The sequence below is a fragment of the Pseudorhodobacter turbinis genome (genome assembly GCF_005234135.1).
Classification (GTDB): Bacteria; Pseudomonadota; Alphaproteobacteria; order Rhodobacterales; family Rhodobacteraceae; genus Pseudorhodobacter; species Pseudorhodobacter turbinis.
On the sequence record NZ_CP039965.1, the window covers coordinates 855,871 to 872,312 of the forward strand.

General features: G+C 54.8%; 13 protein-coding genes, 1 pseudogene and 1 other annotated feature. Of the genes and pseudogenes, 2 read left to right on the plus strand and 12 right to left on the minus strand.

Annotated elements, in window-relative coordinates; all coding sequences use genetic code 11:
• Positions 1 to 62 precede the first annotated feature (62 nt).
• From EOK75_RS16560 to glpD, 7 genes are all read right to left on the minus strand, one after another.
• Entirely contained in the window at positions 63 to 1,784 is a 1,722-nt protein-coding gene (locus EOK75_RS16560; RefSeq protein ID WP_240794075.1) for an ABC transporter substrate-binding protein, read from the minus strand.
• Positions 1,785 to 1,884: 100 nt separating this feature from the next.
• Positions 1,885 to 2,157 (minus strand): DUF2160 domain-containing protein, encoded by a 273-nt coding sequence (locus tag EOK75_RS16565; protein WP_137195141.1) that lies wholly within the window; start codon positions 2,155 to 2,157, stop codon positions 1,885 to 1,887.
• A gap of 1 nt (position 2,158) precedes the next feature.
• A complete protein-coding gene (locus EOK75_RS16570) occupies positions 2,159 to 2,974 on the minus strand; it encodes a carbohydrate ABC transporter permease (protein WP_137195142.1) in 816 nt (271 codons plus the stop codon).
• A complete protein-coding gene (locus tag EOK75_RS16575; RefSeq protein ID WP_137195143.1) occupies positions 2,974 to 3,846 on the minus strand; it encodes a carbohydrate ABC transporter permease in 873 nt (290 codons plus the stop codon). Before EOK75_RS16575 ends, EOK75_RS16570 begins: the two co-directional genes overlap by 1 nt.
• The gene (locus EOK75_RS16580) at positions 3,843 to 4,925 is read right to left on the minus strand and encodes an ABC transporter ATP-binding protein (protein ID WP_137195144.1); all 1,083 of its coding nucleotides are present in this window, start codon (positions 4,923 to 4,925) and stop codon (positions 3,843 to 3,845) included. The genes EOK75_RS16575 and EOK75_RS16580 overlap by 4 nt, the downstream gene beginning before the upstream one ends.
• A 3-nt stretch (positions 4,926 to 4,928) precedes the next feature.
• Positions 4,929 to 6,017: an ABC transporter ATP-binding protein gene (locus EOK75_RS16585; RefSeq protein ID WP_137195145.1), complete on the minus strand. Its 1,089-nt coding sequence runs from the start codon at positions 6,015 to 6,017 to the stop codon at positions 4,929 to 4,931.
• 1 nt (position 6,018) lies between these two features.
• A complete protein-coding gene (gene glpD, locus EOK75_RS16590; RefSeq protein ID WP_137195146.1) occupies positions 6,019 to 7,614 on the minus strand; it encodes a glycerol-3-phosphate dehydrogenase in 1,596 nt (531 codons plus the stop codon).
• A 269-nt stretch (positions 7,615 to 7,883) separates the two neighbouring features.
• Here glpD and EOK75_RS16595 point away from each other — a divergent pair, with 269 nt between their 5' ends.
• Positions 7,884 to 8,645 (plus strand): DeoR/GlpR family DNA-binding transcription regulator, encoded by a 762-nt coding sequence (locus EOK75_RS16595; protein WP_137195836.1) that lies wholly within the window; start codon positions 7,884 to 7,886, stop codon positions 8,643 to 8,645.
• A gap of 564 nt (positions 8,646 to 9,209) precedes the next feature.
• Here EOK75_RS16595 and EOK75_RS16600 read toward each other — a convergent pair.
• The 5 genes and pseudogenes from EOK75_RS16600 to EOK75_RS16625 all read right to left on the minus strand — a co-directional run bounded on the left by EOK75_RS16600 (position 9,210) and on the right by EOK75_RS16625 (position 14,782).
• Positions 9,210 to 10,257: pseudogene (locus EOK75_RS16600) on the minus strand (IS5 family transposase).
• A 259-nt stretch (positions 10,258 to 10,516) separates the two neighbouring features.
• Positions 10,517 to 10,978 (minus strand): response regulator, encoded by a 462-nt coding sequence (locus EOK75_RS16610; protein WP_168199276.1) that lies wholly within the window; start codon positions 10,976 to 10,978, stop codon positions 10,517 to 10,519.
• Between the two features lie 65 nt (positions 10,979 to 11,043).
• Positions 11,044 to 12,444: a sensor histidine kinase gene (locus tag EOK75_RS16615; protein WP_168199277.1), complete on the minus strand. Its 1,401-nt coding sequence runs from the start codon at positions 12,442 to 12,444 to the stop codon at positions 11,044 to 11,046.
• A 112-nt stretch (positions 12,445 to 12,556) separates the two neighbouring features.
• Positions 12,557 to 13,897: an aminotransferase class I/II-fold pyridoxal phosphate-dependent enzyme gene (locus tag EOK75_RS16620; protein ID WP_240794076.1), complete on the minus strand. Its 1,341-nt coding sequence runs from the start codon at positions 13,895 to 13,897 to the stop codon at positions 12,557 to 12,559.
• An 81-nt stretch (positions 13,898 to 13,978) separates the two neighbouring features.
• Entirely contained in the window at positions 13,979 to 14,782 is an 804-nt protein-coding gene (locus EOK75_RS16625; RefSeq protein WP_137195150.1) for an outer membrane protein, read from the minus strand.
• 312 nt (positions 14,783 to 15,094) lie between these two features.
• Between EOK75_RS16625 and EOK75_RS16630 the strand changes: the two genes are divergently transcribed.
• Positions 15,095 to 16,329 (plus strand): IS3 family transposase gene (locus tag EOK75_RS16630; RefSeq protein WP_137192325.1). Its coding sequence is split into 2 segments (ribosomal slippage): positions 15,095 to 15,389 and positions 15,389 to 16,329, totalling 1,236 coding nucleotides; the frame shifts between segments, so codons are not numbered across the junction.
• Positions 15,382 to 15,498: a sequence feature (AL1L pseudoknot), on the plus strand. It overlaps the preceding gene by 117 nt.
• Positions 16,330 to 16,442 lie beyond the last annotated feature (113 nt).

Sequence of the window (16,442 nt, forward strand, 5' to 3'; positions counted from 1 at the left end):
GCAGAGATATTTACAAGCGGATGAGTGGGGGCAAGGTCGAAACCCTGCCCCCAGCCGTCATTTTACTGCCAGGATTTGATCAGCTCATCATAGCTGACGGTTTCACCCTGCGGCTTTTCATTTGCAATTTTGGCAACGGGCGCACCGGGTGCATCCAGCCATTCCTGTGGGTCTTTTGGCTCGTTCATCTTCGGGCCTATGTCACCTTGAATGCCTGCGCGTTCAATCCGCTCCATCACCCTTTCTTGCTCAGCACACAAAGCATCAAGCGCTTCTTGAGGGGTTTTTGCACCTGACATAGCATCGCCGATGTTCTGCCACCACAACTGTGCCAGCTTTGGATAATCGGGAATATTGGTGCCAGTTGGCGACCACGCCACACGCGCGGGCGAGCGGTAGAATTCGACCAACCCACCCAGTTCCGGCGCGCGCTTGGTAAAGCTTTCATCCTGAATCGTGGATTCACGGATGAACGTCAGGCCCACATGGGCTTTCTTTACATCCACTGTCTTGGAGGTGACGAACTGCGCATAGAGCCAAGCCGCCTTTGCACGGTCAACAGGCGTTGATTTCATCAACGTCCACGACCCCACATCCTGATAACCAACTTTGGTCCCTTCTTGCCAATAGGCGCCGTGCGGGGATGGGGCCATGCGCCATTTTGGCGTGCCATCCTCGTTCATCACAGGCAATCCGGGCTTTACCATATCGGCGGTGAAGGCGGTGTACCAAAACATCTGCTGTGCAATCTGACCCTGCGCCGGAACCGGGCCTGCCTCGCCAAAGGTCATGCCTGCCGCTTCCGGCGGGGTGTATTTGTTCAGCCAGTCGATTGCCTTGGTGACTGCATAAACGGCCGCGGCATCATTGGTGGCACCACCCCGATTGACACAGGATCCCACGGGCTGCGAGGCTTCGTTCACCCGAATGCCCCATTCATCCACTGGCAGGCCATTCGGCGTGCCAGCATCGCCCATGCCCGCCATGGACATCCACGCATCGGTATAACGCCAGCCGAGCGAGGGGTCTTTTTTGCCGTAGTCCATATTGCCCCAAGCCGATTTCGGCCCGCCGATGGCGGACATATCGCGCCCGGTAAAGAACTCGGCAATATCTTCATAGGCCGACCAGTTGACCGGAACGCCCAGATCATAGCCATATTTTTCTTTGAACGCCGCTTTTGTCGGCTCGTCATTGAACCAGTCGTACCGGAACCAGTAAAGGTTCGCGAACTGCTGTGACGGCAGCTGGTACAATTTACCATCCGGCGCGGTGGTGAACTGCAACCCGATGAAATCGTTCAAATCCAGCGTAGGCGATGTCACATCCGCCCCTTCGCCCGCCATCCAGTCGGTCAGGTTGCGCACTTGCTGATAGCGCCAATGCGTGCCGATCAGATCAGAGTCGTTGGTATAGGCGTCATAGATGTTTTCACCTGACTGCATCTGGGTTTGCAGCTTTTCCACCACATCGCCTTCACCAATCAGATCATGGGTAATTTTGATGCCCGTGATCTTGGTAAAAGCATCAGCCAGGACCTTGGCTTCATATTCATGCGTGGTGATCGTTTCGGATACCACCTTGATTTCCATCCCGGCCATCGGTTTGGCTGCGTCGATGAACCATTGCATTTCTGCCTCTTGGTCCGCACGGCTCAGCGAAGAAAGTTCGCCGATTTCCGCATCCAGAAAGGCCTTGGCCGCATCCATATCGGCAAATGCCGGGGCCGAGAGCAGTATCAGCGCAGCCCCCATCGCCGTAGTAGACAAATGTCTCAATTTCATCTCGTTCCTCCCTTAGAACAGGTTTCGATTAGTTTGTCAGTTCAGGTGGTCCCATTGGTCTTGCACATCCACGGGGCCGTCGTCTTCTTGTCTGCGCAGCCTATACCCAGCGAAACACTGCTGCCGCATAAACAGCACAGACAACCAATGCCCCCCATTGGGACGCATCAACCAAGCCCAGCCAGCCCAAATTCAAAAAGGCCGAGCCGAGAAGCGTGATGAACAACCGATCACCCCGCGTTGTTTCAATTCCCAGCACACCGACACGTGGTGTTTCGGGGTATTTGATCGCCAGCACCGTAAAGGTGATCAACAGGCTGGCGATAATTACAAAAAAGGTTGCCGTGGGGCCGGTCCAAGCCATCCAGTCCATATCAAACCCTCCCCAGGGCAAAGCCCTTGGCAATGTAGTTGCGCACAAAGTAAATCACCAAAGCGCCCGGAACGATCGTCAGGATGCCGGCGGCGGCCAGGACGCCCCAATCCATACCACTGGCTGAAACCGTGCGGGTCATGGTGGCCGCAATCGGCTTGGCATCCACCGCCGTCAAAGTCCGCGAGAGCAGCAGTTCAACCCATGAAAACATAAAGCAGAAAAACGCGGCCACCCCGATCCCGCTCGCGATCAGCGGGGTAAAGATGCGGATAAAAAAGCGCGGAAAGGAATAGCCGTCGATATAAGCGGTTTCGTCGATCTCCTTTGGCACGCCCCGCATGAAGCCTTCCAAAATCCAAACCGCCAATGGCACGTTGAACAGACAATGCGCCAAAGCCACCGCGATGTGCGTATCAAACAGCCCGACAGATGAGTAGAGCTGAAAGAAGGGCAGCGCAAATACGGCAGGCGGGGCCATGCGGTTGGTGAGCAGCCAGAAAAACAGATGCTTGTCACCCATGAAGCTGTAGCGGCTAAAGGCATAGGCGGCCGGCAGCGCCACGGCCAAGCTGATCACCGTGTTCATCACAACATAAATCAAGCTGTTGATATAGCCCATGTACCAGCTAGCGTCGGTCAGAATCACGATATAGTTGGCAAAGGTCAGATCCTGGGGCCAAAGCGAGAAACTGCCCAGAATTTCTTGATTGGTTTTCAGGCTCATGTTCAGCAGCCAATAGATCGGCAGCAATAAGAACAGCAGGTAAAGACCCATCACAAGGGTGGACCCATTGATGCCAAGACGTTTGTTCATCACACACCATCCCTTTTATCCATTGTCGTCATGACCGTGTAGAAAACCCATGAAATCAGCATTATAACAAGGAAATACATCAGGCTGAATGCCGCCGCAGGTCCAAGGTCAAACTGCCCGATCGCCATTTTTACCAGATCAATCGACAGGAAGGTCGTCGCATTGCCCGGCCCGCCCCCCGTGACCACAAAAGGTTCGGTATAGATCATGAAACTGTCCATAAAGCGGAGCAGGATCGCGATCATCAACACCCCAGCCATTTTCGGCAGCTCGATATAACGGAACACGGCCCAGCGGCTGGCCTGATCAATCTTGGCCGCCTGATAATAGGCATCGGGGATGGATTGCAGCCCAGCATAAGCAAGCAACGCCACCAATGATGTCCAGTGCCACACATCCATCACAATGACCGTGACCCATGCAGCAAAAATATCCTGCGTGTAATTGTAGCTGATCCCGATCTTATCAAGCGTATAGCCCAGCAATCCAATATCCACCCGCCCGAAAATCTGCCAGATGGTGCCGACCACGTTCCAAGGGATCAGCAGCGGCAACGACATCAACACTAGGCAGAATGAGGCCCAGAACCCGCGCTTTGGCATATTCAGCGCGATGAAAATGCCCAGAGGCACCTCAATTGCCAGAATGATGCCAGAAAACAGCAATTGCCGACCAAGCGCGTCCCACATCCGTTCGGAATGCAGCATTTCGTCGAACCACTCCAGCCCCGTCCAGAAAAACTGGTTGTTGCCGAATGTGTCTTGCACCGAATAATTCACTACGGTCATCAAGGGGATAACGGCGGAAAACGCCACCAGAAGCAGAACCGGCAGGACTAAAAACCATGCCTTTTGATTGACAGTTTTGTTCATGCCGCATCCTTTCCGTTGGGTGCCACGCGCCAGTCATTGGCGTAAATATTAATGCCTTCAGGCGCGAAATGAACAGCGTTCACATCAGCAGGGATAGGCGTGCTTTCGCCCAGAATGGCCGAGATCTCGCGCCCTTCCACATCCAACCGGACGATTTTGTGGCGGCCCACATCCTCGACGCGGCGAATACGCGCGGGGATGCCGCCTGTTGTGGACAGCCGCACGAATTCGGGCCGCACACCCAGTTCCACCTTGCCGCTAGCGGTGTAATGCGCGCCCAGATCCACGCTGTGCCCCGCGACCTGCGCGCGATTGCCTGCCACATCGGCGGGCAGCACGTTCATCCCCGGCGATCCAATGAAATATCCCACAAAGGTATGCGCCGGGCGTTCGAACAATTCCTGCGGTGTGCCGATCTGAACCACTCGGCCGTCATACATCACGACCACCTTGTCGGCGAATGTCAGCGCTTCGGTCTGGTCATGGGTGACATAGATCATCGTATGGCCGAAATCATGGTGCAATTGCTTAAGCTGCGTGCGCAATTCCCATTTCATATGCGGGTCGATCACGGTAAGCGGCTCATCAAACAGCAGTGCATTCACATCCTTGCGTACCATGCCCCGCCCCAGGCTGATCTTTTGTTTCACATCCGCTGTCAGCCCGCGCGCCTTGCGATTTAACATATCCTCCATACCGATCATGCGCGCAATTTCTTGAACACGCTCGGCGATATAGGCCTCATCGCGGCCGCGATTGCGTAACGGGAATGCCAGATTATCGCGCACTGTCATCGTGTCGTAAACGACAGGAAACTGAAATACCTGTGCGATATTGCGCTCGGCGGTTGGGGCATGGGTCACATCCTTGTCATCAAACAAGATGCGGCCTTGGCTGGGGTGCAACAACCCCGAAATAATGTTCAGCAAGGTAGATTTGCCGCAGCCTGAGGAACCGAGAAGCGCATAGGCCTCACCATCGACCCAATCATGGTTCAGCTCTTTAAGGGCGTAATCCTCTTCGGATTTCGGGTTGGCCAAATAGGAATGGGCCAGATTATCAAGCGTGATCTTTGCCATATCTTATGCCACCTCTGCATAGGGTGCGGCAGAAACCAAAGCACCATTTTCGGAAAACACATAGATATGGGCAGGGTCGAGATAGACGGACAGTTTTTGCCCCAAGGCCAGATTATGAACACCATGTATCAAGCCCACCCAACGCGCCCCATAGTGGTCCAGATGCACAAAGGTTTCAGATCCGGTAATTTCGGTTACGGTCAATCTGGCTTCGAATTGCATCGCCCCTGCCACATGAGGGCTCAACTCCAGATGGTTAGGCCGGAACCCGGCCTTGTAGCGACCATCCGGCAGGTCCGCGATGGCCCCGCTTGCCTGAACGGTTGTATCATCGCCAAAGCGCAAAACCGATCCGGTCTTGACGATATCCAGAAAATTCATCGGCGGGTCGGAAAACACCCGTGCTGTCGTGTCATTCACTGGGCGGCGATAAACATGCGGCGTCAGACCAAATTGCGTGACGCGCCCCTCCCAAAGGGTGGCAGTGTTGCCGCCCAGCAGCAGCGCTTCTTCCGGCTCGGTCGTGGCATAAACAAATATGGACCCGGCTTCTTCAAATATCTTGGGGATTTCTGCGCGCAACTCTTCACGCAGCTTGTAATCCAGATTGGCCAGGGGTTCATCCAGCAAAACCAGCCCTGCATCCTTGACCAAGGCGCGGGCCAATGCGCACCGCTGCTGTTGACCACCCGACAGTTCCAGCGGTTTGCGCGCCAGAAACGGTGTCAGCTTCATCAGATCTGCGGCCTTTTTCACATCGGAATCAATTTCGGCAGCCGACTTGCCAAGCAAGCGCATGGGGCTGGCGATATTGTCGTAAACAGTCATTGAGGGGTAGTTTATGAACTGCTGATAGACCATGGCCACACGGCGATCCTGCACCCGCATCCCCGTCACATCCGCACCATTCCAGAATATTCGCCCCGTATTCGGCACATCCAGCCCAGCCATCAGCCGCATCAACGAGGTTTTCCCCGAACTCGTCGGCCCCAACAGCACATTCATCGTGCCGTTTTGCAATTCCAGATCCGTGGGGTGGATATGGGTCTGCCCCTCTAAAACCTTTGATACGCCTTGCAATTTTAACGACATGTCATTCCCCCACCTTTATCACTGCAGCCGCTTTGCTTTGCATCCACGCATCCAATGCTGCGATTTGGCCTGCATCCAGCCGCAGACCCAATTTGTTGCGCCGCCAGACGACATCTTCGGCACGGCGCGCGTATTCACGGGTCATCAACCAATCCACCTCATGCGCAGTCAGGGTTGCGCCAAAATCACGACCAAGATCGGCGGGGCTCTTGGCATCACCCAAGACAGCAGGCGCTTCGGTGCCATAGGCGCGGATCAGGCGTTTTGCCCAAAAGGCAGTTAGAAACGGATAGTCGCGGCGCAGCCCAGCAATCAGATCCGCCACGCCATCCTGCTGAAAGTCCCCGCCCGGCAAGGCCACACCCGCCGTCCATTTCGCGGGCAAATCGGGAAAATGCGCACCGATCTTATCCAGCGCACTTTCGGCAAGCCGGCGATAAGTAGTGATCTTGCCGCCAAAGATGTTCAAAATAGGCGCGCCGCCTGTCGCATCGACCTTTAGTGTATAGTCGCGCGTCGCCGACGTGGCACTGCTCGCCCCGTCATCATACAGCGGCCGTATGCCGGAATAGGTCCAGACCACATCGGCAGCAGTGATATCTTGTTTGAAATACTTGTTCGCAAACCCGATCAGGTAATCGCGCTCTTCGTCGGTGCAAACCGGGGCCTTGTCGGGGTTGTCATGTTCAACATCTGTGGTTCCGATCAGGGTGAAATCCTGCTCATAAGGAATGGCAAAGATAATGCGCCCATCGGTCCCTTGGAAAAAATAACATTTGTCATGATCATACAGCCGCTTGGTCACAATATGGCTACCACGAACCAGTCGCACACCCTCGGTAGAATTGATCCGAACCTTTTGCTGAATAACATCGCCGACCCATGGGCCCGCCGCGTTTACGAGCATTTTGGCGCGGCGGGTTTCGATTTGGTCGCCCCGCTCAAGCGTGATCTCCCACAGGCCGTCGACCCGTGTGGCAGACAGCACTTTCGTTCGGACCATAATTTCGGCGCCGCGCGCCTCGGCATCGCGGGCGTTCAAAATGACCAGCCGAGAATCTTCGATCCAACAATCGGAATATTCATAGGCGTGCGCGAAACGATCTTCGATTGGCGCACCTTCGGGTGTGCTGGGCAACGACAGGGTAACCGTGCCAGGCAAAATCTTGCGTCCACCCAGATTGTCGTACATGAACAGTCCCAACCGGATAAGCCAGGCGGGCCTGCGCCCCTTCATCCACGGCATGACAAATCCCAGAAACTTGGACGTGGGCGTATCCCCCTCAAACCGCATATCTTTATGATAAGGCAAGATAAATCGCATCGGCCAACTGATATGGGGCATCGCGCACAGCAGCGTTTCGCGTTCAATCAACGCCTCACGCACCAAGCGCACCTCCCAATACTCCAAGTAGCGCAAGCCGCCATGAAACAACTTGGTTGAGGCACTGGAGGTGGCGGATGCCAGATCATTCATTTCGGCCAGTGATACGCTTAACCCGCGCCCTGCGGCATCCCGCGCAATGCCACACCCATTGATGCCGCCGCCGATAATGAACAGATCCGTGATCTGGTTTTCAGTAGCTATCGACGACATCAGGCCTCCCCACCAAATGATCGAGATCAATAACACAGCGAACCACGCTATGCTCGTTCTTGCAAGTTTTAATTTCGGATTTTCAAGAAAGCGAACACTTCAAACGAGTACTTCTCACAACTTACTGCAAAAATAAGATATATTTTCGCCTTAACGGTTGAGTACTGCAGCTTGCTGTGTCGATGGGTCTGGCAAACTTATCGACTATGCAGCAAAATACTTGCCGATACGAACAAAAAAGAACATCGTCACTCCGGAGGAATCGAATCATGTCTCAGAGCTTTCGTCAGCCCGACATCTTGGAAATTGTCCGCTCCGAGGGCAAGGTAACCGTCGAAGGCCTAGCCGAGCGCTTTGGCGTGACCGTTCAAACCATCCGCCGCGATTTGACTGAGCTTGCGGATGCGGGCCGCATTCAGCGCGTCCACGGCGGTGCTATTCAGCCCTCAGGAACCACAAACATCGGCTACGAAGACCGCCGGACCCTAAACCAGGAAACCAAACGAAACATCGCGCAGGCCTGTGCAAAACAGATCCCCGATGGGGCATCTTTGTTCCTAAACATCGGGACCAGCACAGAGGCGGTCGCCCAAGAACTGTTATCTCGACATCGGCTTTTGGTCGTAACAAATAATATGAACGTAGCGCAAATTCTGGCCGCCAACCCGGATTGCCAGGTCATTGTCACCGGGGGCACGCTGCGTCGCTCTGACGGTGGGTTGGTCGGCAGTCTGGCGTCCAATACCATCCGTCAGTTCAAGTTTGACATTGCCGTTATTGGGTGTTCTGCCTTGGACCAAGACGGCGATTTGCTTGATTTTGATTTTCAAGAGGTAGAAGTGAGCCATGCCATCATCGCACAATCGCGGCGCTGCTTTCTTGTTGCTGACCATTCTAAATTTGAACGTACCGCCCCGGCGCGCATTGCCTCCCTTGACGAAATTGACATTTTCTTCACGGACCAGCCGTTGGCTCCAGAACTTGAAGCCCGCTGCCGTGAATGGAAGACTGAAGTCATTCGTGCAAAGTAGCAAAGCCAACGGATTTGATCGACATAGACACGGGTAATCCCCCGGGCTTTATGCGGCAGACCCAACGATTCACCCTCGATCTTTGTAGACAGCTTTTTAGGCCGCACTTGTTCGTTGCGGCAACCACACTGTGAATCGGCGTACGAAATTGACCCACCTGTTTCGTTAATATCCGCGCTTCAAGTGCGGAGTAAAGAGGATGTGTTGTTGATCGAAGGTGTATCGAAGATCCGACTTTGGATTTTGAAGGAGAGTCGCAGCATCTGGCCTGTGACACGGGCAACCAGTTTGTCGCGCAACACGATTAAGAAGTTTCTGAATGACGACAACCCGCCATGCTATCAGCGGTACCCGCCACCGGTTCGCCTGATCTACTCCCCATTTGTTGGACAGGTTCTGGCGTAAGTTAAGCTACTCTTTGCACCTGCTGTTCTGGGGCGCTTGCGATTGTAGAACTCGATCCACGTTCGAACACTCGCCTTCGCCTCTGATCCAGTGCCCCCTACATATGGCGTTGTTGCATAAGTCGGTTTTAAGACGCGACGTCCCCGTTCCCCTTTTGGGTCAGGCGACGCGTTCGATCTCGGCAGTGCCGAGTGCATTGAAGCGGTTCATGAGTGCCACACGGATATGGACTTCAGCAGCTTGGCGGTCGGGGTCTCGTGACGCGATCCTCTCACCGAATGCTTTGAGACATCGCATCCCGGCCTCGATACGACTTCTGACGTAGATAGCCGGACCAGCGTTTCCAAATGGCCCTGCCCAGGCGTTGGGTCGCCCTGAGGATGTCGTTGCGGGCTTGGGCGGAGGGACATCCTCTTTCCAGCGGCGGTCATTCTTGCGAATGGGGATGACTGCGGTGACGCCTCGATCAAGGATCGCGGTGTGACAACGGCGGGTGTCGAAGGCGCCATCCACTGCCCGGCAGTGCATGTTTACATGCATGTGAGGGACCGGTCACTGTGCCGATCTGTTCATCGGGCGGGATCTGGTCCAGAAGATGAGATAGAACCGGGCTGTCACCGTGGTCGCTTGAGGTGAACTCCACCGCCCGGATGTCGTCGGTGGCAGTATCCATCGCCAGATGCACCTTACGATACTGGCGGCGGCGATGTGTGCCATGCTTGCGCGCAAGCCATTTGTTACCCGGCAGGGGATTGCATCGCAATCGCCCGAGAGGGCGCCATCGCCCAAGAACTTGATCCCCGTGCTGTCCACCAGCAGGTTCAGAGGCCCCGGCGCACGGCGGTTCGACATTTGCACCGTGATGGTCTTTTGTCGCCGACTCAGGGTCGAAAAGTCGGGCACCGTCCAGTCCAGGCCTGCCATCTGCAGGATGCTGCCCACCATGCCAGTCGCTTGCCGCAGTGGTAGGCTGAACAGAACCTTCACCATGAGGCAGAACTGTATCGCTGCGGGAGAAAACACTGGTGGGCGACCAGGGCGGCCCGCCTTCGGGGCGAGCCACATCATGTCCTTGTCCAACCACCCTCTCACGCATGCAGGCATGCGTTGCCGGGCAACGGATCAACAGTGAACCACGGCGCTTCAGCGCATCGTTGTAGGATTTCCAGTTCGTCGTGCGATAGCGGGCGATTGGGGGCTTGCTCATGAAAGCCTGTCTAACCGCATTGTTTCACCTTGTGAATCGCCTGCCGTCAGAGTTTTGCAACAACGCCCACGACTGCACTGATCACTTGTTTCAAGCAATCTGAAAAACTTCTTGCATTGAAAGGGGCATCCACACATGGGGTCTACAATCCGCGCCGCCGTCACTCAGCATTGGGTTGGAAAAGTCCCGTCGCATTCGAGCGTAAGGTGGCTTAAACGAGCACTAGGGGCGGCACAAGAGCGGAACAGCTCCAGACCAGTTAGGAAGTTTTTCCTTTGATCTGCTCATGAATTCGTGCGAGCATCACAGGGAAGTCCACAGGCTTAGTAATATAGTCGTTCGCTCCTGCCATAATGCATTGAGAGATGTCCTCCCTGAGGCTCTTGGCTGATACCATAATTATCGGCAAGTCCGCAGTAGACACCGAAGAGCGGATTGCACGAACCACTTCGACGCCGCCTAAATTTGGCATCATGACGTCGAGCAGGATAAGGTCGACTTCCGCGCAAGCCACGACTTTGAGCGCTTCGACTCCGTCGCAGGCGACGATCACCTCAAAGCCTCGTCGTCCCAGCCACCGACGCAGGATTTCACGGTTGGCAGCAACATCATCGACTACAAGAATCCGTACAATATCCGCTTCGCCTGAAATCTCGTTTTTTCCTTGTGGCGTCGGGGCCGAGTTCGCAGCCGGAGTTGTCTCTTCAACCAAATTGCTCACGGATCCGTCCTCCATTTCAACGTTCACATTAAACTTAATAATGGCAGCAAAAAGTTAAGGACCTGTCAATTGGCTTCACTATAACCTTGTCTCTTGGTTTCCTCCTCGAGGCTAAGGCTGGCAGGAACTGTCATAGTAAAGGTTGATCCCTGCCCTGGCTCGCTGAGAACCGAGATCTGCCCGCCTAGGGAGAGGCAGAGTACCCGTGAGAGGGCGAGACCAAGGCCGGTGCCGCCGAAGGCGGTGCGCACCGAGGGGCCGCCTTGCCGGTAGTCCTCAAAGATAGAGGCGATTCTATCCGCTGAAATACCGATCCCGGTGTCTTGCACAACGACCTGTAGATGATCGTCATGCGGCCCCACCTCGACGAAAATCTTGAGTGTGACTTCACCCTCTGAAGTGAACTTCCCCGCGTTTCCAAGTAAATTGATAATTATTTGACGCAGCATTTTTGCGTCGGTCTGGATATGTCGATCAGCCTGTGGGCAATCAACGATAAGTCGGTTGCCGTTCTTTTCAATAAGCGGCAGCGTACTCGCTATTGCTTCATCGCAGAGCGTACCAATCCTGACCAAAGCAGGGTTTACCACTATGGCTTCAGGGTCTGGAGCGTCGCCGTCGAGCACCTTTGCCACGAGTGACAGGAGGTGCTTGCCTGCTGTGTTGATCCGCAATACATCCTGAGCGCAGCCGGTGTTTGCCTCAGGAGAGTCCTGAAGCTCATCTAATAAAATCTCAGAATAGCCGATGATTGAGTTGAGCGGTGTGCGCAGCTCATGGTTCATCTTCGCAAAAAATTGAGCACGGGCGCGGCCATGCTCTTCGGCGGCCGCGCGGGCACGCTCGAGCTCGGTTGATAAAGCCCGGCCGCGGACTGCCTCGACTTCCAGTTCGGACCGCAAGCCGACGACACTGGAATAATAGAGGGCCATCCATGTCATGTAGAGCGTGGCGGCCCCAATCGAAAGCCATCCCATGATCGCAAGGGACTCGGTAGATATACGCTCCGGAAACGGACGAACCGCTGCAAGCGCAAGGAACACGCCGACGTCGAGTGCGAAGAGTGCCAGCACAAGCCAGATGCGCTTAGAGAGATAGAAGATACCAAGAAGCAGGCTTACTGCGAGCCACGGCATAAAGGGTGAGGAGAAACCGCCATAATGATAGGCCCCATAGAGAGAGGTCATTGCCAACCCCTGGAACGAGATCAGCGCCACAAGTGCGATGTCGCCTGTCGCGCGCAGAACGAAGGGTAACGCCCAAAAGCTGCAGATCGATGCTGCTAGCACGAAGAGACCTACTTTCCCCTGCGGGGAGGCAATGAAAAGGTAGATGCACATCGGTTGCGCGATGAGCGGTCCGAAAAGATGTGTGAAAACGAAGGTGCGCGCCATCTCGCGCGCAGTCCTCCGCTGACGGATAGCTTCGGGTATGAACCAATCTATAATCTTGGTATTCATTGTCATAAGCTCGGCCTTTGTTATTCCCATCGCACACGTCCGAAGCCGTAAGCAGCGGCTCGGCTTCTCCAGCAGTCACGATAGGCAAGGGCGCGTTGATCGAACTTGCGGGGGTGGGCTAGATTGCCAAAGCTTGCGGTGGCTTAGTCTTCCGGTTTTCAAGCTGCGCAGTGGCGGAAATTGCAGCAGCCTCCATGCAAGCGGCTGCTGTCTCGATCTCGTTGGCGGTATGTCCAGCCATCACCTGCAGGCGAAAGCGGGCCTTGCCTCTGGCGACCGCAGGAAATTCAACAAGGTTCGCCAGCAGACCGAGTTCAGGTAGCTTACGTGCGGTGAGGCGCGCCAATCCCTCATCTCCTGATGCCACTGCGACAATAGCTGAAGGATCTCCATAATAGCCAAGCCCACGGCGGGTGAGCTGTTCGCGCAAAGAAAGAACATTGTTCATCAACCGTTCGCGCAACACTGCCCCTTCTGGTGCCTCGATGATGTCAAGTGCGCAGGTAACGGTCGCGACCTGCGATGGCGATAACGCGTTCGAGAAGGTGCATGAAGGGCTGTAGAAGCGCAGATACTCCTTCACCGCCGGGCTGTTTGTTACGACAAAACCACCATTCGACGCAAAGGTCTTAGAGAAGCTCCCCATCACCAAGTCAACCTGTCCGAGCATTGACTGCATACCAATATGCCCAGTGCCGCTCGGACCAAGATTGCCAAGGTCATGCGCGACGTCGACCATCAAAGTTGCACCATACTCACGCGCGAGGCTTTGCAAGGCTGCAATGTCGGGAGTGTCGCTGTCCATTGAGAACAGGCTTTCCGTGGCAATCATGATGCCGGCATCAATATCTTTGGCTCGAATCTTGGCGAGTTTGGCCCGACAGTCGTCCACGCTGTTGTGCCGAAACGGGACCACGTTGCGCGTCGCGGCGGCCGCTCCGGTTTGCAGGCAGGAATGGGCGAGGGCATCGATCAAAATATAATCTTGGGAGCGGACGAGCCCTTTAATAACACCAAATCCTGCGGCCCAGCCGGTTGGGAAGAGTACCGTATAGGACATGCCCAAAAAGCTGGCCAGCCGCCGCTCCAACTCGACCGAGGTCGAGGTATTGCCGACAAGCGCCGGCGAACCCGCCGAATGCACGCCCATCCGTTCGATGGCTTCGACTGCAGCTGCTTTGACCACCGGGTGCGATGAAAGGCTCAAATAATCTTGTGAAGAAAAGTTCGCGCCTTCGAACAGGTTGCCGCGGTCGTCGCGTACCGCGCAGCTCGCGTTGGGACCACTTTCGGTCGAGCGCGAGAAGGGCCACGTGCCACTTCGCCGACGAGTGTCCTGCCATTCAAAGAACCCCCCGCAACGATCGAGAAGGTCCCGCCCCTTAGGCTGACGAAAGTCGCGCATGCTTCCAAGAAGTGCTGCGTTGGGGACGGGGTCAAAGAATATGTTGTCAGTCATGGCGGATCACCTCCAGCGAAGTTTATACATAGAATCATTTCGCATCAAAAGGTTACCAAGAGGTAAAGAAAAAATGTCCACTTAGAAGGTAAAGTTTATACCCACACGGGCGATCACAGCCTCATTCTTGAATTTATAATCGATTTGTTCGCCGGGAAACGCGACCGAGTCTGTCCCTTTAATACGTTCGTCGGCAAGATCGACATAAAGAACTTCAGCTTTGAGGTTTAGGTGCTCTGTCATTCGCCGCTCCATCCCAAGGCCAGCCACGTACCCTACGCGGGTGCTTTTGTTGCTCCAGCCAGGGGAGGAGTAGCCTAGGTCAGGAAGGTCGAGAGAGAACGTATTTCGGACTCGTCCGGCTGCAAGGCCCGCCGTCGCGAAGTAAAGGTTGCGACCCACGGCATAGCCGCCACGGGCGCGAAGTGTTGCCAGTGTGCCAAATTCTGTACGGTAAGCGGTATTGGTATCAATGCCGTTAAATGGAGGCAAAGGATTTGGGTCGACCCGACTGAACTTCAGTTCCTGCGCGTGGTCAAGTCCAGAGATATCAATCTCGACCCCGCTTACGAACGCGCCATGCTGCCTGTTTATACCAAGCCCAATTCCTCCTGTAAGGGATTCTTTCGATCCGTCAATCGAATTCGGGAACAACCCGTTTTCTACGTCGAGCGTAAGGAGCGAACCAGAATACCCAGCCCGCTCAGCTTCACCAGTAGAGCGAAACGCTCCGAAGCTTAGCCCAACATAGGGCCCGCTCCAATCGTTCCAAACTTCCTGCGCGCTTGCTTCCGCAGAAATCGCAACACTTATAAGCGTCGCAAGACCCCACGCCTGAAGCCACCGAGTTACCACAAGGCTATCTTGTGCATTTTGTCCATCCATTTGGCTGTCTTCCTTCTTGGCTCACCACAAGTTCTACATACCAACAAAATATCAACAAAATCTTTTCAACTTCACCGTATGGATGATAATCTTTGAGCAACAAAGATGTAACCACCGCCGTGCGGCGCAATAAATGCCAGCTGGACTTGTCGCGTTTTCGTGCCGCACCTAGTGCTCGTTTAAGCCACCTTACGCTCGAATGCGACGGGACTTTTCCAACCCAATGCTGAGTGACGGCGGCGCGGGCAGCGGATAAACTTAATGAACCGCCCCGGGTTTACCGGAGAGTAAAACTCTCCAAGGATAACCCTTATGACACAACGCAAACATATCCCGTCTTATACGGCTGAGTTCCGCGCGCGCGGCGTTCGGCTTTTCAATGAACAACGCTCGGAATATCGCAGTGACAATGCTGCTTATCAGGCAATTGCACCCAAGCTGGGCTGTGCTCCTGATAGCCTGCGGGGATGGTGCCGTCAGTCTGAACGCGATGCTGGTGCCCGCAACGGTCCCACCTGTGAGGAGAAGGCCCGGATCAAAGAGCTTGAGCGTGAGGTTCGGGAACTGCGCCAAGCAAATGAGATTCTGAAGAAGGCTTCTGCGTATTTTGCTCAGGCGGAACTCGACCGCCCGTTCAGGAAATGATTTCATTCATTGAAGATTACCGCACGGACTTTGGTGTCGGGTCGATCTGCAAGATTTTGCGGGTCGCACCATCGTCCTACTATGCAAATTCGGCGATCAGACGAGATCCCCGGCTCGCCTCAAACAGGGCGCGCCAAGACGTAACGGACAGCGTGGAAATCCGGCGCGTTCACGATGAAAGTCGTGGCCGCTATGGCGCCAGAAAGGTCTGGCACCAACTGCGCCGTGAGAGCAAGGACATCGCCCGATGCACTGTCGAACGCTTGATGAAAGTTATGGGATTACAGGGCGTTGTTCGCGGCAAGCCAGTCATCACGACGAACCCCGATGCCTCTCAGCCGTGTCCGGACGATAAAGTGAACCGCGAATTCAAAGCACAATCCCCAAACCAGCTCTGGGTCAGTGACTTCACTTATGTTTCCACATGGCAGGGCATGGTTTACGTCGCATTTGTTGTCGACGTCTTCTCTCGAAGGATCGTCGGCTGGCGGGTCTCAACATCGATGACAACAGCCTTTGTGCTCGATGCCTTGAACCAGGCGATCTGTCAGCGCAGCCCTGAAAAAGGCGGCGGGTTGATACATCATTCCGACCGCGGATCTCAATATTTGTCCATTAAATACACTGAGCGATTGGCGGACGCTGGGATCGATCCATCTGTCGGAACCGTGGGAGATTCCTACGATAATGCCCTCGCTGAAAGCATCATTGGCCTGTTCAAAACTGAGGTTACAAAGTTGCTCGGCCCATGGAAATCAATGGGCCAGCTTGAATGGGAAACGCTGAAATGGGTCGATTGGTACAACACCAAGCGCCTGCACAGTGCCATCGGATATGTCACGCCGCATGAAGCAGAGGAGATGTTCTATGCAACCTTGAACCCAAATGAAAAAGCAGCCTAACATTCGAAACAAACGCTCTCCGGCAAACAAGGGGCGGTTCATAAACCGCTCTCATGGTTTGCCGTGCAAACCCCTTCCGGGCAATGCCATCTCGGCTTTTGGCTCGCGAAGAA